This window comes from Pantoea sp. B566 (assembly GCF_024793925.1).
Classification (GTDB): Bacteria; Pseudomonadota; Gammaproteobacteria; order Enterobacterales; family Enterobacteriaceae; genus Pantoea; species Pantoea ananatis.
Window position 1 is genome coordinate 2,238,721 of record NZ_JANUQL010000003.1, and the last position, 25,987, is coordinate 2,264,707.

The following is a 25,987-nucleotide window of genomic DNA, read 5'->3' on the forward strand; positions in this document are numbered from 1 at the left end:
TGGGTAAGGATGCATCTGCCGCCCTCAGCGCGCCAGATGCTGCCCGACAATCAGCCCGAGCTGGCCTGCCAGCGTCGTGCCCGTGACAGATTCGCCGCCCGCAGACTGCCCCTGCAGAATTTCAAGTTGTCCCTGCCCACAGCCAATAACCAGCGGTGTAACTGAAACAACTTCACCCGGCTGGCTGGCTTTACGCGCATCAATAACGCGGGTTTGCCAGACGGTGAATCGCTGTGAGTCTGCCAATGTAAAAGCGCCGGGCCAGGGAAACGCCAGCGCCCGGACAAGGTTATGGATATCGCGGGCGGGCGCCTGCCAGTGAATTTGGCCATCTTCCGGCTTACGGCTGCCAAAACAGCTTGCTGCACGCTCGTCCTGAGGGGTTTCGGTAAGCTCGCCCGCCACCAGCGCATCAAGCCAGGTCGGTAGCATTTGCGCCGTGGTCGCAACCAGTCGGGTATGCAGTGCCAGGGCATTGTCCTGTGGATGAATTTCAACGGCCTTCTGCGCCAGAATCGGGCCGGCATCAGGACGTTTAATCATGCGGTGCAGGGTCACACCGGTTTGCGTCTCGCCTTTAATAATTACCCAATTGAGATGGGCACGGCCCCGATAAGCCGGCAGCAAGGCGGCATGCACGTTATAGGCCCCTTTTTTAACAGAGGACAGGATGGCTTCGCTGAGAACCTGACGGTAAGAGAAGCAGAACAGATAATCTGCCTCAAGGCTGGCTATGCGGGCTTGCCATTCGGCGGTATTGACATCCTCGGTGATAAAAACCGGGATGTTGTGGCGCTCAGCCAGGCGGGCGACGGAGCCGTAAAACTGCGCGCCGGACGCGGGATCTGCATGGGTAAACAGGGCACTAACCGTGAATCCGGCATCCATTAACGCCTTCAGGCCGGTACAGGCCATTTCGTGATAACCAAAGAGTACCGCTTTCATTCCGCTTTCCTTCATCTTTTTTTCGCCTGATCCTGCGGGACGGGCGTGATGGACGGCTTGTCCGTTACAGGCCGTAGACAGCCCCATGATAAGGCATTCTTAGCCCGATTACGCCTCTGGCCCGTTCGCCGTATAGCGCGCATTTATGCGGGTAGGCAAAATGTTTGGCAACGCACGTGGTGCGCTGTCGAAGTTATCCATAACCGCCTATGGTTAAAGTCGGAAATATTCTTTTTATCGTTTGTACGGGAGACAAGATGGGTCAGCTAATTGATGGTGTCTGGCATGACACATGGTATGACACGAAATCAACCGGTGGGCGCTTTAAGCGCTCGGAATCCGCATGGCGTAACTGGGTTACGCCCGACGGCAGCGCAGGACTGAGCGGCAAAGCCGGATTTACGGCGGAACGCGATCGCTATCACCTCTACGTGTCGCTTGCCTGCCCGTGGGCGCACCGCACCCTGCTGATGCGTCAGCTTAAAGGTCTGGACAGCATGATTGATGTCTCGGTGGTGCATCCGCTGATGCTGGAAAACGGCTGGACGTTTGATGACAGTTTTCCGGATGCAACTGGCGATAAACTGCACCAAAATGAATTTCTTTATCAGCTCTATCTCCATGCGGATGCCGACTACAGCGGGCGTGTCACCGTGCCCGTGTTATGGGACAAACAGCAGAACACCATCGTTAGCAATGAGTCTGCCGATATTATTCGCATGTTTAACAGCGCGTTCGATGCAGTCGGGGCGCGGGCGGGGGATTACTATCCGGCTGACCTGCGAGAGAAGATTGATGCGCTCAATGGCTGGATTTACGACACCATTAACAACGGCGTGTACAAAGCCGGTTTTGCCACCTCTCAGTCCGCTTACGATGAAGCCGTAACCGCCCTGTTCCACTCACTGTCGCGGGTAGAGCAGATCTTGGGTCAGCATCGCTATCTGGCTGGCGACAGGTTAACCGAGGCCGATTTACGCTTATGGACCACGCTGGTGCGCTTTGATCCGGTTTACGTCACCCATTTTAAATGCGATCGCCACCGTATCAGCGACTATCTGAACCTGAGCGGTTTCCTGCGCGACATTTACCAGATGCCGGGTATCGCCGACACAGTAAACCTGCCTCACATTCGTCACCACTACTACTGCAGTCATAAAACCATCAACCCGCACGGGGTGATCTCTGTCGGCCCGGCCTTTGACTGGGATGCGCCGCACGGTCGCGGTTAACAACAGAACACCGCGTTGAATTGGATGTGAAAAGACCTGACGTGCGCTGACTAACAGCACATGTCAGGTCAAACAGGGCTGAATGACGGTCAGAAAAACTTATAAGCGATATTTAAAATGGTGAGTAAGCCAATCGCGCTGACAAAAACGTTGTCAGCCCGGCCTTTGTATTTTGCCAGTGCAGGGACTTTGCTGATGGCATACATGGGTAACAGGCAGAGCAGCGAGGCGATAATCGGCGCGCCCATCGCCTCAATCAGGTCGAGAATATTGGGGTTAAGGTAAGCTACCAGCCAGGTCGAGCCCATAATAAAGACCATGCTCAGCGTATTCAGCTTACGGCTGGACACAGCGTCTTTATCGCCCTTATAGCGAAATTTGATAATCAATCCGTTTAACCCTTCCAGCGTGCCCAGATAGTGCCCAAAGAAGGATTTGAAAATAGCGACCAGAGCAATCACCGAGGCGCTGTATTCCAGTACCGTAGAGAAGGTGGACTTCTCACCCGACAGGGCGGAAAAGTGATTCGCCAGGTAGGAGAGCACAGGGATATTTTGAGCCTTCGCGTCCGCCATATCCTGCGGGGATAAGGTAAACAGACAGCTAAAGGCAAAGAACATCACTACCGCCACCATCAGTATGCTGGCGCGGGAGATGATCTGGCTGCACTTGTTTTCGGTATAGGTCCGGCCCATTTCCGGCTCGTATTCTTCCCGCTTTGACACCACAAAAGAAGAAACAATCGGCGAAAAATTGAACGAGAACACCATAATAGAAATGCCTAACCACACGGTAACCAGAATGCCATCGTGCCCGGTCAGGGCGATGTCGCTCAGGTTAACCTGATCGATCACGGCGGTATTCCAGTAGGGGATTAACGACAGCGAAATCAGCACCAGGCTGGCGATAAACGGAAACACCAGCCAGCTCATCACCTTTACCATCAGGTCTTTACCAAACCAGATCACAAAAGCCATCAACAGCAGCAGCAACAGCGCCACCACACCGCGATTGAGGGCCGGCAGCAGTAGCTGATATTGCCAGAACGCCATGAAGGTATTGGTGATGGTGACGCCATAAATCCAGAGCAGCGGGCAAATCGCGAAAAAGTAGAGAAAAGTAATGACCACCCCGCCCGTTTTTCCGAAATGCTCTTCTACCGTTTCGGTAATATTGCCCGATACGTTACTGCCTGACAGACACAGTCGGGCCAGCGCCCGATGGCAGTAAAACGCGATGGGCCAGGCCAGCACCAGCATGATCAAGATAGGGATCAGCCCACCGTAACCGGCCCGAATGGGAAAGAAAAGCACGCCGGCGCCAATGGCCGTGCCAAACAGTCCGAGTGTCCATGTGGTATCGGACTTACGCCAGGTTGAGGTTTTTTCCTGGTCGAGAATATTTTCAGAATTACTCATAACTTATCCTTTATGCGTCAGCAAAACCCGTAATCTGGGAAACCCGGGACAAATCAATATTGCCGCCTGAGATAATGCACACCGTTTTCCGCCCCTGAATGTAGTGGTCGACTTTGCCGCTCAGTAACGCGGCGCATGCCAGCGCGCCGGCACCTTCTGTGACCACTTTGTTTCGCTGAATCAATGCAATCATACTTTTACGAATGTCGTCTTCACTCACTAACACCATCTCATCGACCAATTCTCTCACAATCGCGAAGGTGAGATCGCCCGGACAGGCGACATCGCAGCCGTCCGCAAGGGTGCCGGTAAGACGATGGCGCGTAATGGTATCAGCAAAAAAGGAGGCTGCCATACCGTGAACGTTTTCAGACTGCACGCCGATGACGGTAATCGTGGGATTAATGGACTTGATCGCCGTGGCAATCCCGGCAATGAGCCCGCCGCCGCCTACGGGAACGATGACGTTATCGACATCAAAGAGATCCTCAAGAATTTCCAGACCGATGGTGCCCTGTCCGGCAATGATTTTCACATCATCATAAGGCGGGATAAATATGCGGCCTTCGCTGGCCACAATGTCTTCCACTTTGGTTAGCGTGTCATTAAAGTTTTCACCATAAATGACCACCTCCGCGGAGTAATCGCGCGTCGCCGCTTCTTTGGATTTTGGCGCACCCGCAGGCATGACCACTTTGCCGTCAATATGCAGCATGGCGCACGACAGTGAAACGCCCTGCGCATGGTTACCCGCTGAGCAGGCGACAACGCCCTGACGTTTTTCTTTCTCCGTCAGTGAGCTCATTTTATTGAATGCACCACGAATCTTAAAAGAACCCGTTCGCTGCATATTTTCAAATTTAAGGAATATTTCTCCGTCGCAGCGCTCGCTGAGATAGTTTGAACGTGGCATGCCGGTTTTATAAACTTTCCCTGTGAGTCTCTCTCTGGCAGCATAAATTTCATCAAGGCTAACGGGAAGGTTTTTATTGATATTCATATCGACTCCTTTTTCAGGCAGGGTTTATTCAGCAAAATTCCCCGAAGAGAAATGCGATCGTATAAAAGCTGAAAAAAAGTAATAAACTTACCGTTTTCGCTTCGCAGCATGCTGTAACAGCATGAGCTTACGCAGTTGATTTAAAAAGAAACGGGCAGCGAGAGGATAGGAAAAGGATGGCGATAAAACAGCGTATTGTGTGGAAGAAACTGTATTACTGACGGAAGGGATAAAACGTATTCTTGCAGAAGAGACGGGGTTAAAGCGATTCGTTAATAGGGGGCGAACAGTGCTCTGATACAGTGTTAGCCGGGGCGTTCGTCGTTGCGTATACCTGTGCATGATGTCATTCCTTTACGTCGCCTTTATCCGCTACGAATCTTAATCATCATAAAAAAATGGGATTGTGCTGTTTCTCACACTTCACTCTTTTCTTATGAGAACCAATGCTTTTGTTTATACTGACTTTGTGAAGATCAATAAAATATCTTTTTTTCACTTAAGAATATTTCGCCGAAAAAAGCAGAGCGATGAAACAGCCGTTAACAGAACAAGGATAAGGGAAGACAATCACGCTATTTAAGACGGGCTTAGCCGGGAAAGGGGGAAGGTCATTATTATCCCTGAAACGCTGAAGATAACGCATCCAATAGCATTTTAATGCGCGACGTTTGCCGATGAGTCGCGTTAAAAGATTAACGCCCATCTGTTCAATGGGCGTTATTTAAAAGTTATTTCGTTTCGCACGCGACGGGCCAGGGCTTCGCAGGGGAGTTGAACGGATGGTACTGGTAGCACCAGGTTTCCGACACCACCTTGTCTTGTGCTTTCAAATAGAGCTTAAGCTCTACCGGATCGCCTTCGCCGGCGACCAAATCAAACTGCGCCAGCCAGTTGCCTGAATCGTCCGGCAATTTAGACACGAGCACGTTCTCAAAAGTACCACGCGATGCAGAAAGCACGGCTTCGGGGGAAACGCCTGACGGCAGATGATTAAGCACATCGCCACGGAACTCGACGGCAAACTTACGGCTGTCATGCGGACGATCGGAACCCGGTACACCGCCCCGGCCCAGTCGGGTAGCCCCACAACGCGCCAGAGGAGAAGGATAAGGCTCATCGGCCAGCCAGTGCAAACGATAATGGAAATGATGCTGATCGCCCGCTTTTGCTGGCGCATCCGGTACCCACATGGCGACGATATTGTCGTAGATTTCATCGTCAGTCGGGATTTCCATCAGTTGAACTGAGCCTTTGCCCCATTCCCCTCGCGGTTCCACCCACAGATCGGGACGTTTCTCGTAGTGCGCAGCGTCCAGATAGCTGTCGAAATCCCGATCTTTCTGCAGTAAACCAAAGCCGCGCGGGTTCTCATCATGAAAACTGGACGTGACCACGCGTAATGGGTTATTTAACGGCCGCCAGATATGTTCGCCGCTGCCGGTCCACATCGCCAGACCATCGGAGTCATGCACTTCCGGGCGCCAGTCTGTCGCCGCTCCTTTAACCGTTTTTGAGAACCAGTACATGGAGGTCAGAGGCGCGATACCGAAACGCTGAATGTCCTTACGCAGGAAAAGCGTACATTCGACATCCTGTATAACCCCTTTGCCGCGCTGCAGGATAAATTTGTAGGCGCCCGTGATACTCGGCCCGTTGAGTAGCGCATAGACCGTGAGATGTTTGCTGTCGTCTTTCGGCGCTTCAAACCAGAAATCCGTAAAGTCAGGGAACTCTTCATCGACACCCGGCTGAACGGTATTCAGCGCAATACCGCGCGCGGATAAACCAAACTGACCCAGCTCGCCGATGGCGCGGAAATAAGACGCGCCCATAAAAGATATCCAGTCATTTTGTGGATTGGTTTTTAGCGTGTCCTGGCTGGCCAGCACTCTGAAACCTGAGAATACGTTACCTTTCAGCGCCGGCAACGTAACGTTTTTATCCGTCGTGGTGAAGTAGTCAATATTTTGAATAATTTCACGCGCGGCGTTATTTTCCACGACGTGCATTTTCACCGGCATACGGTGTAAACCGTTTACCATGAAAAAGGTAACAGGAAACCGTCCGGCATTTTTAAACAGCGCATAGTCCGGCTTGTAGACGGTTTTCATGTAGGCGTCATAGGTTATGTTGGATAACAATGACGGGTCGAATGAGGTGGGTTTTTCATAGGGTTTGGCTGCCAGGGCCTTGGCCTGGGCAATCAAGGTTTCAAAGTTAAATGCTTCGCTGTTACCTAACTTGAGAACGCCTGCTGCGATAGCGCCGGGAGAAATGCCTAATGCAGATAAGGCAGCAAACGCCCCGGAATAAGTCAGTAAAGTCCTTCTTGTAACCATGATCCACCTGTTTTTTTAATCTTCATTCAATGAATTCGCGCCCAATGGGGCAAAACGTAAAATAATGACGTGTGGCAAGCTGCCTTCAACTATAGACGAGAGAAACCGTTGCCTCCCAAACAGATGGCAAGCCATCATCTGACACATCGGATGAGCCTATAGTGCATTGGAAAGAAAATGGATGGGATTTGCCTGAGAAACAAAGCCTCTGGCAACGCGGCCCATTTTTCTTGCCAGATCAGGAGAGTGAATCGCGTTTCCTCTCAGGGTCGCCAGCGCAGAAGCGCCCTGACCGGCTAACGCCACATTGTTTTACAACGGTATCGGGCAACGCCCTTCATCGCGCTGGTCAGCCCGCGTCAGCAAGGAGCCGTGGCCTGCTTGCCGATATCCCCCGCGTCTGGTGGCGGCAGCGACGCCTGCTTTGCCGCGCCATAAAGCAAAAACCCCGCTTGCGCGGGGTTTGCATTAAGAAGTCGAAACTGACCGATAAGCCGGGTTCTGTCGTGGACAGTCATTCATCTAGGCCAGCAATCGCTCACTGGCTCAAGCAGCCTACCCGGGTTCAGTACGGGCCGTACCATGTGAACCCCTATTTGGCCTTGCTCCGGGTGGAGTTTACCGTGCCACGGACTGTTACCAGCCGCGCGGTGCGCTCTTACCGCACCCTTTCACCCTTACCTGATCCCATTACTGGGCCATCGGCGGTTTGCTCTCTGTTGCACTGGTCGTGGGTTTCCCCCCCAGGCGTTACCTGGCACCCTGCCCTATGGAGCCCGGACTTTCCTCCCCTCCGCCCGTCTCCTTCAGAGAAGGACGACGACGAAGCGGCGACTGTCTGGTCAGCTTCGGCGCGCATTATAGAGGGTTTAGCCCGCGCTGTCACGCCCGGCGCGCAGGCAACTCAACAGGCTCAGGCCTGCTGCTCAAGCGCATGTTTATAGAGCGCATTCTTTTTCACACCGTGTATCTCAGCCGTGAGCGCCGCCGCCTTTTTCAACGGCAGTTCCTGCTGCAACAACGCCAGCGTGCGCAGTGCATCTGCGGGTAATGCCTCTTCGTCAGGATGATGGCCTTCAACGATGAGCACCATCTCACCTTTACGGCGATTTTCATCCTCTTTCACCCAGGCCAGGAGTTCCCCCACCGGTGCGCCATTCAGGTTTTCCCAGGTTTTGGTTAATTCGCGCGCCAGCACGACGTAACGGCCAGCCCCCAGCTCCGTGACCATATCCTGCAGGCTGTCCAGCAAACGGTGCGTGGATTCGTAAAAGATTAAGGTACGCGGCTCCTCGGCCAGCGCCCGAAGCGCATCACACCGCGCCTTTGTTTTGGCGGGTAGAAATCCTTCGTAACAGAAACGATCAGACGGCAATCCCGCTGCGCTTAATGCTGTTATCGCTGCGCAGGCACCCGGTAAAGGAACGATGCGAATACCGGCCTCACGGCAGCGGCGAACCAGGTGATAACCCGGATCGTTGATCAATGGCGTGCCAGCATCAGAAACCAGAGCTATGCTTTCTCCCTGTTGCAGCCTGGTTAGCAGGATTTCTGCTTTCTGCTGTTCGTTGTGGTCATGAAGTGCGAAGAGTCGCGCATTGATGGCGAAATGTTGTAGCAACAGTCCGGTATGACGTGTATCTTCCGCTGCGACCAGATCGACGCTGGAAAGTACCGCTAGCGCCCGCTGGGTAATGTCAGCCAAATTACCTATTGGGGTTGGCACGATGTAGAGCGTGCTGGCGGAAATGTCTGCCCGATCGAGTTGTTTCATTGTTTCATCCGAATTGCCGATTTAATATTGAGCATCTTGAAAAAAACATCACTGGATACAGTATGCTTCCTTCAAAAATCGTTCGTCATAAAGCAGGACGCTTTGTGCCTGTCCTTCTTGCTGGTCTGATTTTAGCCGCGTGTAGTGGCCAGGGCCCGAAAAGCCAGTCCGTAGACATCCAGGCACCCGTTACTAATAATTCCGCCTACTATCTGCAGCAGGTGCAGCAAAGCAGCGATGATAGCAAGACCGACTGGCAATTACTCGCAATCCGCGCCCTGTTGAAAGAAGGAAAATATCCGCAGGCTGCTCAGGCGATCGGCGAACTGCCTAATCAGCTTTCTGATAAACAGCAGCAAGAATTACTGCTGCTGAAAGCCCAGTCTCTGGTTGCTCAGCAAAAGATTGCCGATGCCCAACCGATATTGAGTCAGGTGAAAACCAGCGAGCTGTCTCAGGATCAGCTGGCGCGCTACTACGGTTTACAGATTGCCAGCGCACAGGGTAAAACCTCGCTGGCCCTGCTCCGCGCCTATATTGCTCAGGAGCCGTTGCTGAAAGGCAATGAACGCCAGCAGAATATCGATGCCACCTGGCAGGCGCTGACCCAGCTGTCGCAGCAGGATATGAATTCGCTGGTGATCAATGCCGACGAAAACATTCTGCAGGGCTGGCTGGATCTGCTCACGGCGTGGCATGCCAACGCCCAGGATGCCAACATGCTGAAGTCAGCTATTAAAGACTGGCAGACGCGCTATCCCGACAACCCTGCTGCAAAAACCTTACCGACCCAGCTGAGTCAGGTGCAGAACTTTACCAAAGCGTCCACCAGCACTATCGCGCTGCTGCTGCCGCTGAACGGTCAGGCTCAGATGTTCGCCAGCGCTATCCAGAAAGGCTTTAACGAAGCGAAGAACGGCACCCTCGCTACCGCGCCTCAGGCGACGCCGGGCAGCGCCCAGGATCCTATCGCGATAAATCAGCAGCAGCCTGCGGACGCGAATGCGGTCGTCAGCCCGTCAGCTAACCCGGCGGCTGCACAGCAGAGCGGCACGGCGCAGCAACCGGCAACGACGCAACAGCAGCCTCAGCAACAGCCGGCCGCCGAACCCGCCAGCAATGCGCAGGTGAAGGTTTACGACACCAGCAGTCAGCCCATCGCGCAGGTGATGCAGCAGGCCCAACAGGATGGTGCCACGCTCATTGTTGGACCGCTGTTGAAAAACAACGTTGAAACGGTCGCGAACAGCCAGACACCGCTGAATGTCCTGGCGCTGAACGAGCCAGAGCAAATCCAGAACCATCCGAATATGTGCTATTTTGCGCTGTCGCCTGAAGATGAAGCGCGCGATGCGGCGCATCATATCTGGGACCAGGGCAAACGCCAGCCGCTGCTGTTAGTACCTCGCAACGGCCTGGGCGATCGCGTAACGGCGGCCTTTACGAAAGAGTGGCAGTCACTGGGCGGCGGCACCGTGCTCCAGCAGCGCTTTGGTTCTGTTTCAGAACTCAAGCAGGGCATCAATAGCGGTGCAGGCATCAGCATGAGCGGTACGCCCGTGGTTATGCCCTCGTCTTCTCAGCCGCAAAGCGTTTCCGTTGCGGGCCTGAACATTCCGGCACCGCAAACCAGCGCCCCGGCCGCCAGCAGTGGCGGAGCCATTGATGCCGCTTATATCGTCTCGACTCAGGATGAACTGCAACTGATCAAACCGATGATCAGCATGCGCACCGGTAGCCGCAGCAACGTTGCGCTCTACGCCAGTTCGCGCAGCGCGCAGGCGGGCGCAGGGCCGGATTTCCGTCTGGAAATGGAAGGGCTGCAGTTCAGCGATATCCCCCTGCTTTCCGGCGCAAATCCGGCGTTGATGCAGCAGGCCGCGAAGTCGTTCAATAACGATTACTCGCTGGTGCGTCTGTACGCGATGGGGATTGATGCGTGGACGCTGGCTAACCACTTTAACCAGATGCGTCAGGTGCCGGGCTTCTCGCTCGACGGCAATACCGGCAAGCTGAGCGCCACCGCTGATTGTGTGATCAACAGGAAGTTGACATGGAACCAGTATCGCCAGGGCAACATCGTACCGGCCAGCTAAACCGCCGTCGTACGGGTGCCGAGCACGAACAACTCGCCCGCCGCTATCTTGAGCGGGCGGGGTTAACATGGGTCGCCAGCAATGTTTATTATCGCGCAGGGGAACTAGACCTGATAATGCGAGACAACCAGTGTTGGGTGTTCGTCGAAGTGCGTTACCGGCGTAACGCACGCTTCGGCGGCAGTCTGGCCAGTATTACCCGACAGAAACAACACAAGCTGCTGCGTGCCGCCTCTCTGTGGCTGGCGCAACGCGGCGGCAGTTTTGAAACAGTGAATTGCCGTTTCGACATCATTGCCATTACCGGCACGGCGCTTGAATGGTTGCCGAATGCCTTTAATGCAGACGTTTAGAACCAGGTGGTCGTGTGCAGGAAAGAATTAAAGCGTGTTTTACCGAAAGTATTCAAACTCAAATCGCTGCTGCAGAGGTGTTACCCGATGCCATTTCGCGTGCAGCAATGACAATGGTGCAGTCGCTTCTCAACGGTAACAAAATACTGAGCTGTGGTAATGGTGCGTCATCCGCCAATGCTCAGCACTTTGCCGCCAGCATGATCAACCGCTTTGAAACCGAACGCCCCAGCCTGCCCGCGCTGGCCTTAAGTGCGGACAACGTCATGCTGACGGCGATCAGTAACGATCGTCTGCATGACGAGATTTACGCTAAGCAGGTGCGTGCACTGGGACAAACCGGTGACGTTCTGCTGGCAATCTCTACACGCGGGAATACACGGGACATCGTGAAGGCCGTCGAAGCCGCCGTCACGCGCGATATGACTATCGTTGCGCTTACCGGTTATGATGGGGGCGAATTAGCCGGATTGCTGGGACCGCAGGATGTGGAAATTCGTATTCCTTCACATCGTAGTGCTCGCATTCAGGAGATGCATATGTTAACACTCAACTGTTTGTGCGATCTGATTGATAACACCTTGTTTCCCCACCAGGAATGACGGAAGGAGCACCAATGAAAGCATTGAACGCTATAGCCATTGTTTTAACCGCCATGCTGCTGCAGGGCTGCGTCGCGGTGGTTGCCGGTAGCGCCGCTGTGGCGACCAAAACCGCCACCGATCCCCGCTCTGTCGGAACGCAGGTCGATGACGGCACGCTGGAATTACGCGTCAGCAACGCGCTGGCAAAAGATCAGCAAATCAAAACCGATGCTCGCGTCATTGCTACCGCCTATCAGGGTAAAGTCCTGCTAACCGGTCAGGCCCCAAGTCAGGAGATTGCCAACCGCGCGAAACAGATCACCATGGGCGTTGATGGCGCAACCGAAGTCTATAACGAGATTCGGATTGGGCCGAAAGTCAGCCTTGGCACCTCGTCGTCTGATACCTGGATCACCACCAAGATTCGCTCGCAGCTGTTGGGCAGCGATCAGGTGAAATCATCAAGCGTCAAAGTCACCACGGAAAACGGTGAAGTGTTCCTGCTGGGCCTGGTGACGCCAGAAGAAGCAAAAGCCGCCGCGGACATTGCCAGCCGGGTCAGCGGCGTGAAACACGTCACCACCGCGTTTACCATGGTGAAGTAATGCTGAGTTAACCCCAGGACAGCTGTCCGGGTTGTTACTGGCGCAGACAGAAAAGCCGCACCCTGTTGGGTTGCGGCTTTTTTTATTGCGGGTTTAGCCGTGACCGGGCCAGAGCCAACAAACGTTTTCCGGCTTGCCGCCCAGCATTATCGCGCCGCCCGAGGTTGTCTCCGCTGGCGGCGGCGTAACGAGAGAAGGCCTCAGACCGGAATATCGATCACCAGTGCGCGGGTCGGGGTTTTCGCTGACAGCCACAGCTGTTGCTCTTCCTGCAAAAATGCGCCATCGCCACAGCCCAGCTGTTCCTGATGAGCGCCCCCGGCCGAGGCCTCAAACGCGCCATGGATAGATTGCAGATAGGCGCGCGCGCCCTGAAGCGGCACCAGATGCTGCTCGCCTGCCGCCAGCTCAACCTGATGAATCCAGACCTGCTGACGCAACTGCAGGCTGCTGTCGCCGCCATCTGGTGAGGCCAGCAGTTGCGAACGCATGCCGCCCGACAACGTCATTTTCTGCATACGGGGATTTTCACGTTCCGGGCAGGCCGCCAGCCAGAGCTGCATACGGGTTAACGGGCGATCTTTACTCGGATTAAGTTCGCTGTAGCTCACGCCAGGCTGAGCGGAGAGCAGCAACGCCTCACCTTCACGCACGCTGATGTGATTGCCTTCGCTGTCCCGGTATTCCGCCTCACCCTGTAAAACGATATTCAGCACATCCACCTGAGGATAGGTGCGCGGCTGAAATGCCGCGCCGGGTGCCAGGACTTCCTGATTCAAAACGCGTAAGGAGGCATAACCCATTAATTTGGGATCGAAATAGTGGCCAAAAGAGAAGCTGTAGCGCGCCTGTAACCAACCGTAATCGGCCTGACCACAAGCGGATGCACTGCGTGTCGTAATCATTATGTACCTCCAGCATCCGTCGGCAAGAATCGACGACGGGAAATATGCCTTTATGGTAAAAGTCTGGACGCCGGATTGTTAGCCAGTTAATCTGCCGTGCATATTCAAATTTCCTGACAGAGAACCGGGATGGCCAAAGATCGTGCGTTAACCCTTGAAGCTTTACGTGTGATGGATGCTATCGATCGCCGCGGCAGCTTTGCCGCCGCCGCCGATGAACTGGGCCGCGTGCCCTCAGCGCTTAGCTACACCATGCAGAAACTGGAAGAAGAGCTGGATGTGGTGCTGTTTGACCGTTCGGGCCATCGAACGAAGTTCACCAATGTCGGAAGAATGTTACTGGAGCGCGGTCGGGTGTTGCTGGAGGCCGCCGACAAGCTCACGACCGATGCCGAGGCGCTGGCACGCGGCTGGGAAACCCAGCTGACTATCGTGACGGAAGCGTTAGTGCCCACCGATGCGCTGTTTCCATTGGTCACGAAGCTGGCTGACAAAGCCAATACCCAGATCGCCATCATCACAGAAGTACTGGCTGGCGCCTGGGAGAGACTGGAACAGGGGCGGGCTGATATTGTCATTGCACCGGATATGCATTTTCGCGCCTCGACCGAAATAAACACCCGCAAACTTTACAGCATCATCAGCGTTTACGTTGCCAGCCCTGACCATCCAATACACAACGAACCCGAGCCGCTTTCAGAAGTCACCCGGGTAAAATATCGCGGCATTGCCGTGGCAGATACAGCCCGCGAACGTCCGGTTCTGACCGTGCAACTGCTGGACAAGCAACAGCGCCTGACCGTCAGTACGATGGATGACAAACGTCGCGCGCTCCTGGCCGGTTTAGGGGTCGCCACCATGCCTTATAACATGGTGGAGCAGGACATTGCAGAGGGCCGCTTGCGGGTGGTCAGCCCGGAGTATTCGCGTGAGGTCGATATCATCATGGCCTGGCGGCGTGACAGCATGGGTGAGGCAAAAGCCTGGTGCCTGCGCGAAATTCCTCGCCTGCTGGCCCGGAAAAACTCACCGACGCCGGGCGCCCATCCCTGAAGATTACAGCCGGCTCAGACAGTCCAGCGCGACGCTTTTAAAGCAGGCAAAGTCACTGCTGTCGCGCAATCGCGTCATCGCCCGCTCGCGCATAAAGGTCACGAACAGGTCATAGATAGCCATCGCTTCCTCATACTCGTTTTTGCTGATTGCCAGCAGGAAAATCACGTAAGCCGTGTCCTCGCCCCAGGGGATCCCCTGCGGGGCCAGCACGGTGTACACCACCGTTTTTTTCGCCATCAGCCCCAGCGAATGCGGAAGCGCAATCCCTTCGCCCAGCATGGTGCTGACAATGGCTTCACGCTCCTCAACGGAAGCATAAAACGCGTTGTCCACCACGCCTTCTGCCTCCAGCCGATCGCATAACAGCCGAAACAGCGCAGACTGACTCATCGGCCGATCGATGATGCAGAAATGGCGGGCATCAAAAAATTTCTCCAACATATAGGGCCGGGTGCGGTCCACCAGCACCAGCTTGCCTATCTGCTCCCGTTGAAATTCCGTCGGGAAAGGCGCGACCACGACAACCGGTTTCTCTTTTTCACTCAGCCGCGTAGTGGAAATCACAAAATCTTCTTCGATGCGCTGGCGGGCCTCATATTCACGCTGCGACAGGCACTGCGTCACCTGCAACTGGGGATAGTTGCGCATTAACATGGCTTCGATCATGCGGAGCGTCGACGTACCGCTGTCGCACACCAGCAGTACCTGAGGGCGACGCTGGTAACCCACGTTATAATGGCGCTCCAGCCCGACGCCGATATGAAGCACCAGAAAACCAATTTCATTTTCGCTAATCGTATAGGGCGAATATTTTCCCCAACTGGACACCGCCGCCAGCGTCACATCGTAGGCCATTGGATAGTGCTGCTTGATATTGCTTAATAACGGGTTAGGAATATGGATCTGATAACGCACGCGCGTGATCATCGTTTTAATATGGGTAAGCAGATCGGCACGGAGTTGAGGATCGTTCTGCAGATCGTAATAGTAGTGAGTGTTAATAAAGCTGAGCAGGTAGTTAACCAGCGCCTCCGCATCGTCAGCATTAATGGCGCTGGGGGCAACGTCCTGAATGCGTCGGGCGGCGATATTCACCCGCAGCCAGCTCTCTTCCGCCGGAGAAACCGGTTTAACGGTGAGCGGCCGCAGCGCATGGATCAGCGTCTGCGCAGACTCGCGCACGTCATCCCCGATCTCTTCCACCTGTGGATCGCTCAGCGGATAGCCTTCATTGATGCGACGTAGCGCCACCGCGCAGTAAAAACGCAAATAGCGCTCGCCTTCATCACTGAGGCGGATATTGTGCTGGGCAAGGCCGTTTTGCAGCAGCGGCTGAAGGGTTTCCAGCAGGCCGCTTTCCAGCGATTCGGGCACGATCAGCGGGCTGTCAGGCTGCTCCTGATCGATCTCAAACAGCAGATCGGTTAAGCAGGTGCGGATCGCCACTTCACTGCCAAACAGCTTCATGCCGTGATGGGGTTTGCTTTCGATACTCAACTGATAACGGCCGAGCCATTCGCGCACGTCGGCCATGTCATTCTGCAGCGTGGCACGGCTGACAAACCACTCCTCAGCCAGGGTTTCCAGCTTCAGGGAATAGGCGGCGGTGAGAAAGCGCACCAGCAGGTAGCGGATTCGGTCGTGTGAGGTGCGCGGCACCCGCAGAGGCGCACGCGTCTGCTGCTGCAGCACGTTAAAGCGCAGTGCATCAATAATTTTAAGCTGGTAGCCCGCACCGCGATTCAGGACAAACTGCGCGCCGTGCTGCTGCAGCATGGCGTTGAGCGCGGTAATATCCGTGCGTACGGTGCGCGTGGACACCGCAAACCGCCGTGCCAGTTCGTCCTGGGGGAGCGTTTCGTTTTTCAATGCGTCGAACAGTTGCGCAAGGCGCTGATTCGGGAATCTCACGTCGGGTTACCTGCTTCAGCGGTTAACAAGAACAAAGTAAACGTCAGACTGCCGGAAAACAGGCGGCAGGTCTATTATGCCCTGCGCGCCCGTAATCTGTCCTTGAAGTGGCGCACAGGCCTGGGCTCAGTCCAGCAGACTTTTACAGATGGCCAGCAGTTGGCGCACGTCTTCCACGCGGGTTTCGCCACTGGCTTTGTCGATGATCGAACTGTAAATGTGGGGAATGATCTTGCTCACGCCAGCGTCCAGGGCAATACGCAGGATCGGCCCAACGTTTTGCAGATCGATCCCGCCGGTCGGCTCCAGCCAGAAATCCTGTTTCGCACAGGCTTCGGCCACCGCGCGGTACTCGTCCACCGTGTCCAGACCGCCCATTGGAAAATACTTCACGGAACTGCCGCCCATGTCCTTCAGTAACGCAATCGCGGTATCAATGGGCACAATTCCGTCGCTGCCCTGTGAACTGAGGGGACCGGTGGAAATTTTCACCTTGCCCGGCGTGCCGGTTGGTGAAATCAGCCCGTTGACTACCGTTTGTGACTGACCGAGCAGCGCACGGCTGGTGCCGACGCCGGTAAACACCTGATTAACATGTTGCGGCTGTAGTACAGCGGCCAGTTCGCTGACCATTCGCGACTGCCGGGGATCGCCCGCGCCCAGGCCGATGGACAGTGCGTTATCAATCAGCGCGGCATACTCGCGCATATCCGCAATAGCGGCCTCGTTGCTGGGGTAGTTTTTTGATAACACGCCGACCAGTACGTGGCCTTCTGCGGCCTGCCAGATGGCTCGCGCGTTCTCTTTTGAACCCGCCAGTACGTTAAGACACAGGCGATCCTGATAAAAATTGGGGGTTAGCGTCATGCTATTTTTCTCCTGTTAACAGCGCCCGAATGCGGGTGAAAATAATCTGCAGCTGCTCAGCGCTGACGCTGCGCACGTCGGCTTCAATAATGCCCTCATTAGCCTTGTAGCCACGGAAGTAAATGGCGATATCACCGTTTTTTAGCGCCTGCACCAGATCGCCGGTTCGACGCGCGATGTTAGCCTCATCAAACTTAATTTCGGCACGGGCAATGTCGCGTCCGGCGGCATCCCATACAACGCGCGCACTGACGCCATCCAGACCGTTAAGGTTGTTGATGAAAGGCGTCATTTTTTCCACCATCTGGGCGCCGGTGGTTTTCGGCAGGGTCAGGTAGGATTCAATGGCCTGGGTCAGTCCCAGAATCCCCTCTTTGCCCACTTTCATGGTGCGGCCAATGCCGTTGCTCTGGCGCTTCACCCACTCGACAAGCTGATGTTTCCCGATAACCAGGCCGCTGGTGGGGCCTTCAATGGCTTTAGCCCCGCTGTAAATAACCAGATCGGCACCCGCCTGGTAATAGCACTGCAGATCTTCCTCAGCGGCGGCATCCACGATAAGCGGCACGCCATGCTTACGTGCCACCTCGGCGGCCTGCGCGACGCTCAGGTGGCTCTTTTGTACGCAGTGATGGGACTTCACATAGAGAATGGCCGCCGTCTGGGCGGTGACTGCGGCGGAAAGCTGCTGTGGCGAGCACTCGTTACTGTAACCCGCCTCAACCGTCCGACCGCCGCCCAGCGCAATCATGCTGCCAACGGGCGCGCCGTAATTCACGTTATGCCCTTTTGGCACCACGATGTCGTGCGGCACGGTCAGCGGTGCGCTATGTAAATTATCCAGCAGCCAGTCGTCATCTTTCACAATGACGGCAGCCACGCTTTGGGCGATGCCCGCAGAAGCACAGGACACCACCAGCGCATTTTCCACCTGCAGCAAATTAGCGATGTAAGCCCCGGTCTTATCAACCAGGTCCTTCACTTCAAAATAGTGCTCCAGGCCGTATTTAACCGTATCAACCACGTCGCTGGCCGGTGTAGACACGCCAAGAATGGTCATGCGGCCAGAGGCATTAATGACCTGCTTCAGGCCATATTTCTCATACAGTGAAGACATTGTGTTTTTTCCCTTCTTCAGTCATCCAGCACTCACCGGCGACGATAGCCGCCAGAGGAATCAATTGGCGATCGCCCTGCTCCGCCAGCCCTTCCGCATCCACAAACGACACGGATTCGTGCGCCACGGTAAACAGGGTAAAGTCGGCATCAAGTCCGGGCTCAATAGCACCTTTGCTGCGTAATCTCAGCCCGCTGGCCGCCTGATGCGTTACGCAGGCAATAATCTGTGGCAGCGTCATGCCTACATTGAAAAATTTCGACATCACGTGCGCCAGGGTATAAACCGGTCCGTTCAGACGATTGCGGCAGTAGATGTCTGAACTGATGGTGTCAGGCAGAATGCCTTGGGCGATCGCCGCGCGCGCCACCTCAAAGCTGAAGCTGGCACTGCCGTGGCCAACATCAAGCCGCACGCCCCTTGCCAGTGCCTGTTTTACCGCTGCACGCAGTTGCCCTTCGGGCGTCAGGATGCGGTTTGGCTTGCCGTTGTAGCAGTGGGTGATGATGTCGCCGGAGGTCAGCAACGCGGCAATTTCATCGAGGTTGGGGGGATTGTTACCAATATGCACCATCAGGGGCAGGTTGCCATTTTCCTGCTGAATCGTCTTCGCCAGCACCAGCGGCCGAATGCCGTTTTCGCCCACTACGCTGCTGCTCATCCGGGCTTTAAGCCCGACGATAAAATCGGGATGACGTCTTACCGCGTCGGCAATCGCCGGGCGATCAATCTGCGTCATGTCCGCCAGTTCATTTTGGGTAACGATGCCGGTGCGGGCGATATTCAGCAGCGCAAAAACCTGGGTGGTGACCGCTTGCGTGCGCTGTCTGAAATCATCAATGTCGTCTGCACCTGTACTGCCTGCATCGACAACACAGGTGACGCCGCTTTCCACGCCAATCCGGTCGGGATGATCGTGGTAGATGGGCGATTTTTCATAGCAGTGTACATGGGAGTCGATCCAGCCCGCACTGAGATAGCAATCCACCGCCAGGGTTTGTTCCACTTTTGCCCTGCCGGTTACCTCACCCACGGCGGCTATTTTTCCGTCGAGTATGGCGATATCGATCAGACGTTCATCCGGCAGTCGCGCCCGACGCAGAATCAGATCGTACATAGGAATCTCCTTTGACTGCCCCGATCGGCCTTCACCGATCGGGCATTAACGCGATCAGATCGCGACCGGAAAAATCGCGCCGAGGATCATGGCACCGAGGATCGCCCCGCCGGTGATCGGTTTGTTCCACAGATAGAACACCAGCGCACCCAACAGCGAACCGAGACCGATAGGAATGGAGGCGCCTATGGCGGCCAGGATAATCAATGGCCCCAGGAAGCGTCCTGATGCATTGCCCGCGCCCATCATCACGTCCGCACCATAGGTGCTGTTGCTTTGATTAATGGTGAACTTACGCGCCAGAATGATGACGTAGCCTATCGCCACACCGATAACCAGACCGGTGACCAGCGAAGCCGCAAAATTCGCCACCGGGAAGACAAAACCGGCGCCCAGCAGCAGTGCGGGCACGCCCAGCCCGACGCCGGTCTGGATGGCACCACCGATATCCAGAATCCCTACCAGCGATCCTTCAATGATGCGGGCGAACAGAAAGCTGGCACCGAAAGCAGCCACCGCGCCGTAAACGCCGGTATCGATGCCCGCCCGTAACATCGAGACGAAGGCCACCTCGTTAAAAGCGCCGATGCCGTACAGGTAGTACATATGGGTCCCGGCAAACACGCCGGAGGAGAGCAGACCGACAAAAATCGGGAATGACCAGTCGGCATACCAGAAACCTTTGTTTGATTCTTCCATTGCAGACGCTCCGTTATTTGCCGCTCAGGCTGTTATGAATACTGTCGAGCCAGCCAGGAATGCCGAGCTGGAAGGATTGCAGCATCTTCATATCGAAACCGCGGAAGAAGGCGCTGAGAACAAACAGGGCGACGATGGCGGTCATCATGATTTTGGTCACTTTGTTCCAGCCGCTCTCTTCAACCCCTTTACCAATCAAAATGCCCAGCACCAGGCCCGGTACGGCATTGCCCATAATCAGCTGTGCCAGACCGCCGAAGATGGTGGCCCAAAAGCCCGATTTCTTACCAGCGTCAATTGCCGCCAGCCAGAAGATCACCGGCATGACCGTGTTCACCAGCAAATTAGCGGCCGGTACCAGCACCTTTACCGCCGTGACCTGCAGAGCCGCCGGAACAGCAGAGGCGGTCGAGTTGAGAAAAGCCACCACCACCATGCCGATGATGCCGCAGGCGATAGCCATCTTTTTCGGGTCGTATAGCGTCTCTGCCACATTGCGGTTTTTGATCATGATCGCCGCCGCGCCCCAGTTGGGGATGATGCGATGATCCACGTCCTGCGTGAACGCACCCGCCGCCACGGAGGAGGCCCAGGCGTTAAAGAAGAATCCCAACCCAAAAGAGAAGTGAGAGGCAGGATCGCCTTCACAGGAGTTAAGTTCACCCAGTGTGCGAAAGGCGCCCATACCTTGTGTCGTCGGGGCATGGAACATGCGGGCGGCACCGGCACCCACACCGACGCCCACGAGGCCGCCGATAATTAACGACTTGAGCAAAATGATGAGAAACATCCTCTTTCCTTATATGTGTTGTTTGAGGCTGACTTACACGCGGGTGAACTCGACCTTATCGCCGTCCAGGCAGGTCACGTTAATGGTGACCTCCAGGTCGACGCTGAAGAGCCTGCGCTCGCGTGCCAGGAAAAAGAAAAGGAATTTTTCGGTTGTGACGCGTTCCCGCGCGCGCACCACCTTTACGTCCTGCGGTTCAATGCGCAGCAGAATCTTATTGGCGTTGCGCAGGACTTCGTGCTGTACACGACTCAGCGCATCTGCGAAGGCTTTCGCCTTGGTATCGCCCTTACCGCTTACGGCAACCGAGGTTGTAAAGGTCTCTTTCATTCCTTATCCACCGTGTTTTTTGTTCCAGGCCTGAACCAGACGTTCACCCAGCTCTTCTTTGTCCATAAAGCCGAAGCCCAGCACGTTGGCGCCTTCATTAATGGCGGTCACGCCTTCATCCACAGAGCGCATACCATGTTTGGCCTTATAGCCGTATTTGTTTTGCGCCGTAATCGCGCCTGCCCCTCCGCTGCCGCAAAAGGAGATACCGAAATCGGCATTCTCTGCTTTCATGACGTCGCCCAGCTTCATGTCTGCCGCGACGCCCGGCACCACAACGGCACGGCCACCGGCTTTTTCTACGCCAGCCGCCACTTTTTGTCCTTTACCTAAACGATCGCCGATCACTACGGTTACCATATGTCTGTTCCTCTCAGGGTTGGAAAATTAGTCGTTCTTCGCCACTTCAAAGTGGACAGAAAGCAGCCAGGCTTCTTCTGGTGGCAAATTGCCAAACAGGTCCACCACCTGCTGTGCCAGCGCCATCGACTCTTTGGAAATTTCGTCAAACAGCTCAGCCTCAACCTCTGGCAGACTCTCGCCGGTGACGGATCGCAATGCCATTGCCCGCACGTGCGAAGCCAGCATTTGTATCTGCACGGCATTCGGCTGGATGGCCCGCTCGGCAAAAAGCACCTCAATCTGCGCCATCACGCGATCCGTCAGGGCCTGAATCCTTTGCTGTTCGTCTTGTGACGCATTCATCGCTACCGCTCCCTTACCCGTACTCATCGTCTGCTTCCCATTTCGCGCTTAGCGTGATCTCAAACTAACCAGAGGCGGCAGCGCTGTGGAGAACGACTTTTTCCGTTTCGAAGTGGAAATCCGGCCCTTGTGAGTGATCCGGAACGCAAACTTGCGCGTTCGCTTAGCGGACGGATTATTTTTACCAGATTAAACAGTGAGTTAAAAAAGGGATATCACACAGGAAAGGCGGCAGGTGAGGAATAAACAGAAAACCGGGTTGCTGGTCAGCCGTCACAAAACTGGCAAACAGCAACCCTGAGGGCAAGGTAACAGAGAAACTTATGACTCAGCGTCAGTGGGCTGACGTAATGGCGTAACGCGGTTTTTGTCGTCAACGGGCTGGAGGCGATGCGTTTTACGTCGGCTAATGGCGGCCACGATCAGGGCAAAACGCGCTTCATTCAGCTTGTAGCAGAAGCCCATGATCAACGCCGCCGCAATCGCCAGCGAACAGGGCCAGATAAAGATCAGCTGCCTTAAACCTGCCAGCGTGCCATCGCTTTGTACGGCATTGGGCACGTAGCCTATTTGCGTCAGCATCAGACCGGGCAAAAATCCTGCCAGCGCGGCGGATATCTTGCGAAAGAAGGTGTAGCCCGTGTAACAGGCACCTTCTGCCCGAATGCCGGTTTTCCACTCCCCGTACTCGACGGTATCAGGCACCAGCGCCCAGTTAAGGCTGTTAACGAATGCCGTACCGAAAAACGCCACGCAGGAGAACATGACGAACAGCAGAGAGCTGCTTCCCCAGAGAAAGTTACCCAGATCGCCCAGGGCCCAGAGGATGAGTCCCCCCAGATAAACCTGTTTCTTACCAAACTGTTTTACCGCTGTGGGCACCAGCAGTACGCCCACCAGAATACAGCCCATGCTGAAGAAGCCCATCCAGGAGAGCAAATGAACATCGTTCAGCACGTACTGCGTGTAGTAGACCTGAATGGCCAGCTTGATATTAAACGCCGCCAGGGTACAGAGGTTCGCGAGGCACAGAACCAGCAACGGCGGATTGTGAAAGATGGCGCGGAAGGCCGTTGCCACACCGGGTTTATGATGCGTCGGGGTGAGCTCAACATAGCGCTCTTTAACCCCGCTGTAACAGAACCACATGCACAGCAGCCCGGCGACCACAAAGACGGCGGCGGCAACCTGATAGCCCAGCGCACTTTTGCCAACAAACAGCGACTGAATGGGCATAAAGCACACGGTGCAAACCAGTAATCCCACCGTTGCCCCGCCCTGCCGCCAGGCGGCGAGGTGGGCGCGTTCGTGGGGATTTTTGGTTATGGCTGGCACCATTGCGCCATAGGAACAGTTCATCAGGCTGTAAAACAGACCAAACGTCATAAACAGGGCGGTCGCGATCGTTTTCTTTATCGTCAGGCTAAAGTCGTTAGCAACAAACTGTGCCGTAGCCACCAGCGCTACCGGCAGCGAGAAATAGAGAATAAAAGGTCTGAATTTTCCTCTCGTGCCAATATGGCGGCGTGAATCCAGCACAATGCCGGTGAACATATCGGTTAGGGCGGTAAAGAATTTCGCCACCAGGAAAATCACCCCGCCGTACCAGGCTGGCATGCCCAGCTCATCGGTGTAGAACTTGAGTAAATAAAGCGTCCCGATAGTCAGCATCAGGTTGGAGCCAAAATCACCGACGCCGTAAGCCACCTTCTCACGCAGCGGGAGTTTCAGCGTTAATGGATCGGAGCCTGTCTTCATAAGTGATCCTTTTAGCGCCGCGACCGGCGCAGTCACAAAGCCAAATTAGCGCTGACGCTTACGTGCATCGATCTCCTCAATGATACGGACATACATCTTCTCATTGAGATTGTAGAAGCACCCCATGGCCACGATGGTGATCACGGCCAGCGCACCGGGATAGATGAACATCAGCTGCTTCAACCCTTCTACCGTTCCGGACGACTGAATCACGTTGGGCACGTAGCCAATTTGTGTCAGCATCCAGCCGGGGAAAAAGCCGGCCAGCGCCTGTGAGACCTTACGGAAAAAGGTAAAACCGGTATAAACCGTACCTTCAGAACGAACGCCCGTCCGCCATTCCCCGTACTCCACCGTATCGGAAACCAGCGCCCAGTTAAGGCTGTTGACAAAGGCTGAGCCAAAAAAAGCCAGACAGGAATACGCGACAAAACTGACCGAACCGCCGCCGAAGAAATAGTTGAGCAGATCGCCCGCGACCCAAATCAGCAAACCGCCGATATACACTTTTTTCTTACCAAAGCGCCTGACCGCGCCGGGCATCATAAATACGCCAATAAAAATGCACCCCATGCTGAAGAATCCCATCCATGACAGCAGAATGGGATCGTTCAGCACGTACTGGGTGTAATAAACCTGGATCGCCAGTTTGACGTTAAAGGCGCCTAGTGTGCATAAGTTGGCAATGCACAGGATAAACAGTGGACGGTTGCCCGCGATGGCACGGAACGACGCTAACAGTCCCGGTTTCTGCGTGGGGCTGCTGGCGGGTTGCTCGACATAACGCTCTTTTACGCCGGCATAACACCACCACATAAAAAATAAGCCAAACGCCGAGAACAGCGTGGCCGCAACGACATAACTCAGCTGCGGATTGCCTTCAATCAGGTTCATGACCGGTACAAAACCCACGGTACAGATCAGCAAGCCCAGCGTTGCGCCGCCCTGCCGCCAGGCGGCCAGTGCGGCACGCTCGTCGGGGTTTTTCGTCATCGCGGGCACCATCGCACCGTAGGAACAGTTCATCATGCTGAAGAACAGGCCATACATCATAAACAGCACTGTGGCGACGATCGTTTTTCCGGTGACGTCAAACGGCGTACCCACAAAATTGGCGATAGCTAACAGAGTTACCGGAAAGGCCGCGTACAGCACGAAGGGGCGGAACTTGCCTTTCGGGCCAATCCGACGCCGCGAATCCAGCATGATGCCGGTACCCATATCGGTAAAGGCGGTAAAAAACTTGGCCACCAGGAAAATGATGCCGCCGTAGGTTCCCGGCAGCTCCAGCACGTCGGTATAGAACTTCAGGAGGTAGAGCGTACCGATATCTAATAAAATATTTGAACCCAGATCGCCGATGCCATAGGCGACTTTCTCTTTGAAGGGCAACCGTAACGTCGCCGGTTCACTGCCGGAAGCAAGATGGTGTTGGCTCATGATTTCTCTCCGCTGCCCCACTGAACCTGTCAGCAGGGCCGCTTTTTCAGGATGGTTTTGAAGCGTTTTGTTGCTCGATTTCAGCGCGAATAGCGGCCACTTTTTTACCAAACAGCAGCTGCATGACGGCCAGCAGGCCAAATGAGGGCACCAGTACCTGCCAGGCCGGGATATCCAGAGCGCCTTTGATCAGCATGGAGCCCGAAGCAATCAGCAGGAGAAACACCATCAGTCGGAAAGCCCGCACGGAGATACGCTTGTGCACATACTGGCCCACTAACGATCCCAGGATCATGGTAGGAATGCAGAACATCACCAGCTTGACCGTTGAGACCGTTAAAATGCCGCTGGTGGTCAGGCCGCCAATAATGGCGATGTTATTCGCGGTAAAAAATGCATTGAGCGTGCCGCGAAAAGCAGCGGGTGCCAGATTCCTTAACATGCCGTAGATCACGACGGGCGGACCGTTGGTGGCAAACGCCGAGCCGAGCGCCCCGGCGATAATACCGGTGGGCATCACTATCCAGTTTTTGTCATAGACAGGCAGACGAGGAATAAACAGGCTGTAGAACGAATAAAGGATCAGGAAAACGCCCAGCCCGGTTTTCATCATGTCGTCCGGAAAATTGGACAGCGCGTAAATGCCCAAAGGGATACCGGCAAAGGAGAACAGGATCAGCACGAGGGCTGACTTCCAGTTGGTTTCCTTACGAGACAGCCAGGTGGCATACAGCGCCGTTGCCGTCCCCACAATCACCGACATCGGTGCAGCCATTTTGACCGGCAGCAGCAACGTCAACAGCGGCATCGTAACCAGCGCGCCACCAAATCCCGCACAGATGCCAATAAAGGTGTACAGAAACATAATCGCAATAATGATGCAGACGACCTCAGTGGTGATTTCCAGACCTTCAGGTGTAAGTAGCGTAAAGAAATCCATAAT

At 55.0% G+C, this 25,987-nt stretch carries 24 protein-coding genes and 1 other RNA gene; 6 read left to right on the forward strand and 19 right to left on the reverse strand.

The genetic code is table 11. The features are described from left to right. Positions 1–24 precede the first annotated feature (24 nt). The gene (locus NYE92_RS12120) at positions 25–945 is read right to left on the reverse strand and encodes a formyltransferase family protein (protein ID WP_015699449.1); all 921 of its coding nucleotides are present in this window, start codon (positions 943–945) and stop codon (positions 25–27) included. A gap of 257 nt (positions 946–1,202) precedes the next feature. Here NYE92_RS12120 and NYE92_RS12125 point away from each other — a divergent pair, with 257 nt between their 5' ends. Beyond that, positions 1,203–2,177: a glutathione S-transferase family protein gene (locus NYE92_RS12125; protein WP_014604930.1), complete on the forward strand. Its 975-nt coding sequence runs from the start codon at positions 1,203–1,205 to the stop codon at positions 2,175–2,177. An 89-nt stretch (positions 2,178–2,266) separates the two neighbouring features. Here NYE92_RS12125 and tdcC read toward each other — a convergent pair whose 3' ends face one another. The 5 genes from tdcC to rsmI form a co-directional block, all read right to left on the reverse strand. Continuing rightward, the gene (gene tdcC, locus NYE92_RS12130) at positions 2,267–3,595 is read right to left on the reverse strand and encodes a threonine/serine transporter TdcC (protein WP_013027339.1); all 1,329 of its coding nucleotides are present in this window, start codon (positions 3,593–3,595) and stop codon (positions 2,267–2,269) included. Between the two features lie 10 nt (positions 3,596–3,605). Then, positions 3,606–4,595 (reverse strand): bifunctional threonine ammonia-lyase/L-serine ammonia-lyase TdcB, encoded by a 990-nt coding sequence (tdcB, locus tag NYE92_RS12135; protein ID WP_014594692.1) that lies wholly within the window; start codon positions 4,593–4,595, stop codon positions 3,606–3,608. A gap of 731 nt (positions 4,596–5,326) precedes the next feature. Beyond that, positions 5,327–6,937, reverse strand: a complete 1,611-nt coding sequence (locus tag NYE92_RS12140) for a glucan biosynthesis protein (RefSeq protein ID WP_013027341.1) — start codon at positions 6,935–6,937, stop codon at positions 5,327–5,329. A gap of 474 nt (positions 6,938–7,411) precedes the next feature. Next, positions 7,412–7,787: RNase P RNA component class A (gene rnpB, locus NYE92_RS12145), an RNA gene on the reverse strand. Between the two features lie 63 nt (positions 7,788–7,850). Continuing rightward, positions 7,851–8,711, reverse strand: a complete 861-nt coding sequence (gene rsmI / locus NYE92_RS12150) for a 16S rRNA (cytidine(1402)-2'-O)-methyltransferase (protein ID WP_014594693.1) — start codon at positions 8,709–8,711, stop codon at positions 7,851–7,853. Between the two features lie 62 nt (positions 8,712–8,773). On the opposite strand from rsmI, the gene NYE92_RS12155 reads away from it, so the two are divergent. The 4 genes from NYE92_RS12155 to dolP are packed head-to-tail and all read left to right on the forward strand — an operon-like array spanning position 8,774 to position 12,349. Continuing rightward, positions 8,774–10,807 (forward strand): penicillin-binding protein activator, encoded by a 2,034-nt coding sequence (locus NYE92_RS12155; RefSeq protein ID WP_259019036.1) that lies wholly within the window; start codon positions 8,774–8,776, stop codon positions 10,805–10,807. Then, positions 10,765–11,160 (forward strand): YraN family protein, encoded by a 396-nt coding sequence (locus tag NYE92_RS12160; RefSeq protein ID WP_014604928.1) that lies wholly within the window; start codon positions 10,765–10,767, stop codon positions 11,158–11,160. The genes NYE92_RS12155 and NYE92_RS12160 overlap by 43 nt, the downstream gene beginning before the upstream one ends. Before the next feature lie 14 nt (positions 11,161–11,174). After that, positions 11,175–11,762, forward strand: a complete 588-nt coding sequence (gene diaA / locus NYE92_RS12165; RefSeq protein ID WP_259019037.1) for a DnaA initiator-associating protein DiaA — start codon at positions 11,175–11,177, stop codon at positions 11,760–11,762. Between the two features lie 14 nt (positions 11,763–11,776). Then, on the forward strand, positions 11,777–12,349 hold the full coding sequence (dolP, locus tag NYE92_RS12170) for a division/outer membrane stress-associated lipid-binding lipoprotein (RefSeq protein ID WP_014604927.1): 573 nt from the start codon (positions 11,777–11,779) through the stop codon (positions 12,347–12,349). A gap of 200 nt (positions 12,350–12,549) precedes the next feature. On the opposite strand, the gene NYE92_RS12175 is transcribed toward dolP, so the two are convergent. Further along, positions 12,550–13,254, reverse strand: coding sequence for a pirin family protein (locus tag NYE92_RS12175; protein WP_013027347.1), 705 nt, complete (start codon positions 13,252–13,254; stop codon positions 12,550–12,552). Between the two features lie 129 nt (positions 13,255–13,383). On the opposite strand from NYE92_RS12175, the gene NYE92_RS12180 reads away from it, so the two are divergent. Next, entirely contained in the window at positions 13,384–14,307 is a 924-nt protein-coding gene (locus NYE92_RS12180) for a LysR family transcriptional regulator (protein ID WP_013027348.1), read from the forward strand. A 3-nt stretch (positions 14,308–14,310) separates the two neighbouring features. Here NYE92_RS12180 and NYE92_RS12185 read toward each other — a convergent pair whose 3' ends face one another. From NYE92_RS12185 to NYE92_RS12240, 12 genes are all read right to left on the reverse strand, one after another. Then, positions 14,311–16,221 carry a transcription antiterminator gene (locus NYE92_RS12185; RefSeq protein ID WP_014604926.1) on the reverse strand — a complete coding sequence of 637 codons (1,911 nt, stop codon included), beginning with the start codon at positions 16,219–16,221 and terminating at the stop codon, positions 14,311–14,313. A 126-nt stretch (positions 16,222–16,347) separates the two neighbouring features. After that, positions 16,348–17,088 (reverse strand): 2-dehydro-3-deoxy-phosphogluconate aldolase, encoded by a 741-nt coding sequence (gene dagF / locus NYE92_RS12190; protein WP_014604925.1) that lies wholly within the window; start codon positions 17,086–17,088, stop codon positions 16,348–16,350. 1 nt (position 17,089) lies between these two features. After that, a complete protein-coding gene (locus NYE92_RS12195; RefSeq protein ID WP_072404475.1) occupies positions 17,090–18,205 on the reverse strand; it encodes a DgaE family pyridoxal phosphate-dependent ammonia lyase in 1,116 nt (371 codons plus the stop codon). Then, positions 18,189–19,322 (reverse strand): amidohydrolase/deacetylase family metallohydrolase, encoded by a 1,134-nt coding sequence (locus NYE92_RS12200; RefSeq protein ID WP_078829080.1) that lies wholly within the window; start codon positions 19,320–19,322, stop codon positions 18,189–18,191. Before NYE92_RS12200 ends, NYE92_RS12195 begins: the two co-directional genes overlap by 17 nt. 54 nt (positions 19,323–19,376) lie before the next feature. After that, positions 19,377–20,021 carry a DUF4310 family protein gene (locus tag NYE92_RS12205; protein WP_259019039.1) on the reverse strand — a complete coding sequence of 215 codons (645 nt, stop codon included), beginning with the start codon at positions 20,019–20,021 and terminating at the stop codon, positions 19,377–19,379. Between the two features lie 13 nt (positions 20,022–20,034). Then, entirely contained in the window at positions 20,035–20,811 is a 777-nt protein-coding gene (locus NYE92_RS12210; protein ID WP_072139074.1) for a DUF4311 domain-containing protein, read from the reverse strand. Between the two features lie 33 nt (positions 20,812–20,844). Continuing rightward, complete coding sequence (locus NYE92_RS12215) at positions 20,845–21,141, reverse strand: DUF4312 family protein (RefSeq protein WP_013027355.1); 297 nt, start codon at positions 21,139–21,141, stop codon at positions 20,845–20,847. Positions 21,142–21,144: 3 nt separating this feature from the next. After that, entirely contained in the window at positions 21,145–21,501 is a 357-nt protein-coding gene (locus NYE92_RS12220) for an SFCGS family glycine-rich protein (protein WP_013027356.1), read from the reverse strand. A gap of 27 nt (positions 21,502–21,528) precedes the next feature. Next, positions 21,529–21,873, reverse strand: a complete 345-nt coding sequence (locus NYE92_RS12225) for a glycine dehydrogenase (protein ID WP_013027358.1) — start codon at positions 21,871–21,873, stop codon at positions 21,529–21,531. 294 nt (positions 21,874–22,167) lie between these two features. Then, on the reverse strand, positions 22,168–23,604 hold the full coding sequence (locus tag NYE92_RS12230; protein WP_259019040.1) for an MFS transporter: 1,437 nt from the start codon (positions 23,602–23,604) through the stop codon (positions 22,168–22,170). 45 nt (positions 23,605–23,649) lie between these two features. Next, positions 23,650–25,044, reverse strand: a complete 1,395-nt coding sequence (locus NYE92_RS12235; protein WP_014594701.1) for an MFS transporter — start codon at positions 25,042–25,044, stop codon at positions 23,650–23,652. Between the two features lie 46 nt (positions 25,045–25,090). Next, a complete protein-coding gene (locus NYE92_RS12240) occupies positions 25,091–25,984 on the reverse strand; it encodes a sulfite exporter TauE/SafE family protein (protein WP_210487647.1) in 894 nt (297 codons plus the stop codon). Positions 25,985–25,987: the final 3 nt, after the last annotated feature.

What these genes read in the sequence shown, in the direction of transcription:
- NYE92_RS12210 (WP_072139074.1), bottom strand. Translation starts at nt 20,811, where the DNA reads ATGTTTCTCATCATTTTGCTCAAGTCGTTAATTATCGGCGGCCTCGTG.
- NYE92_RS12160 (WP_014604928.1), top strand. Translation starts at nt 10,765, where the DNA reads ATGGAACCAGTATCGCCAGGGCAACATCGTACCGGCCAGCTAAACCGC.
- NYE92_RS12225 (WP_013027358.1), bottom strand. Translation starts at nt 21,873, where the DNA reads ATGAGTACGGGTAAGGGAGCGGTAGCGATGAATGCGTCACAAGACGAA.
- NYE92_RS12155 (WP_259019036.1), top strand. Translation starts at nt 8,774, where the DNA reads ATGCTTCCTTCAAAAATCGTTCGTCATAAAGCAGGACGCTTTGTGCCT.
- tdcB (WP_014594692.1), bottom strand. Translation starts at nt 4,595, where the DNA reads ATGAATATCAATAAAAACCTTCCCGTTAGCCTTGATGAAATTTATGCT.
- tdcC (WP_013027339.1), bottom strand. Translation starts at nt 3,595, where the DNA reads ATGAGTAATTCTGAAAATATTCTCGACCAGGAAAAAACCTCAACCTGG.
- NYE92_RS12230 (WP_259019040.1), bottom strand. Translation starts at nt 23,604, where the DNA reads ATGAAGACAGGCTCCGATCCATTAACGCTGAAACTCCCGCTGCGTGAG.
- rsmI (WP_014594693.1), bottom strand. Translation starts at nt 8,711, where the DNA reads ATGAAACAACTCGATCGGGCAGACATTTCCGCCAGCACGCTCTACATC.
- NYE92_RS12205 (WP_259019039.1), bottom strand. Translation starts at nt 20,021, where the DNA reads ATGGAAGAATCAAACAAAGGTTTCTGGTATGCCGACTGGTCATTCCCG.
- NYE92_RS12195 (WP_072404475.1), bottom strand. Translation starts at nt 18,205, where the DNA reads ATGTCTTCACTGTATGAGAAATATGGCCTGAAGCAGGTCATTAATGCC.
- NYE92_RS12125 (WP_014604930.1), top strand. Translation starts at nt 1,203, where the DNA reads ATGGGTCAGCTAATTGATGGTGTCTGGCATGACACATGGTATGACACG.
- dagF (WP_014604925.1), bottom strand. Translation starts at nt 17,088, where the DNA reads ATGACGCTAACCCCCAATTTTTATCAGGATCGCCTGTGTCTTAACGTA.
- NYE92_RS12180 (WP_013027348.1), top strand. Translation starts at nt 13,384, where the DNA reads ATGGCCAAAGATCGTGCGTTAACCCTTGAAGCTTTACGTGTGATGGAT.
- NYE92_RS12215 (WP_013027355.1), bottom strand. Translation starts at nt 21,141, where the DNA reads ATGAAAGAGACCTTTACAACCTCGGTTGCCGTAAGCGGTAAGGGCGAT.
- NYE92_RS12235 (WP_014594701.1), bottom strand. Translation starts at nt 25,044, where the DNA reads ATGAGCCAACACCATCTTGCTTCCGGCAGTGAACCGGCGACGTTACGG.
- NYE92_RS12175 (WP_013027347.1), bottom strand. Translation starts at nt 13,254, where the DNA reads ATGATTACGACACGCAGTGCATCCGCTTGTGGTCAGGCCGATTACGGT.
- NYE92_RS12140 (WP_013027341.1), bottom strand. Translation starts at nt 6,937, where the DNA reads ATGGTTACAAGAAGGACTTTACTGACTTATTCCGGGGCGTTTGCTGCC.
- NYE92_RS12120 (WP_015699449.1), bottom strand. Translation starts at nt 945, where the DNA reads ATGAAAGCGGTACTCTTTGGTTATCACGAAATGGCCTGTACCGGCCTG.
- NYE92_RS12240 (WP_210487647.1), bottom strand. Translation starts at nt 25,984, where the DNA reads ATGGATTTCTTTACGCTACTTACACCTGAAGGTCTGGAAATCACCACT.
- NYE92_RS12220 (WP_013027356.1), bottom strand. Translation starts at nt 21,501, where the DNA reads ATGGTAACCGTAGTGATCGGCGATCGTTTAGGTAAAGGACAAAAAGTG.
- NYE92_RS12200 (WP_078829080.1), bottom strand. Translation starts at nt 19,322, where the DNA reads ATGTACGATCTGATTCTGCGTCGGGCGCGACTGCCGGATGAACGTCTG.
- dolP (WP_014604927.1), top strand. Translation starts at nt 11,777, where the DNA reads ATGAAAGCATTGAACGCTATAGCCATTGTTTTAACCGCCATGCTGCTG.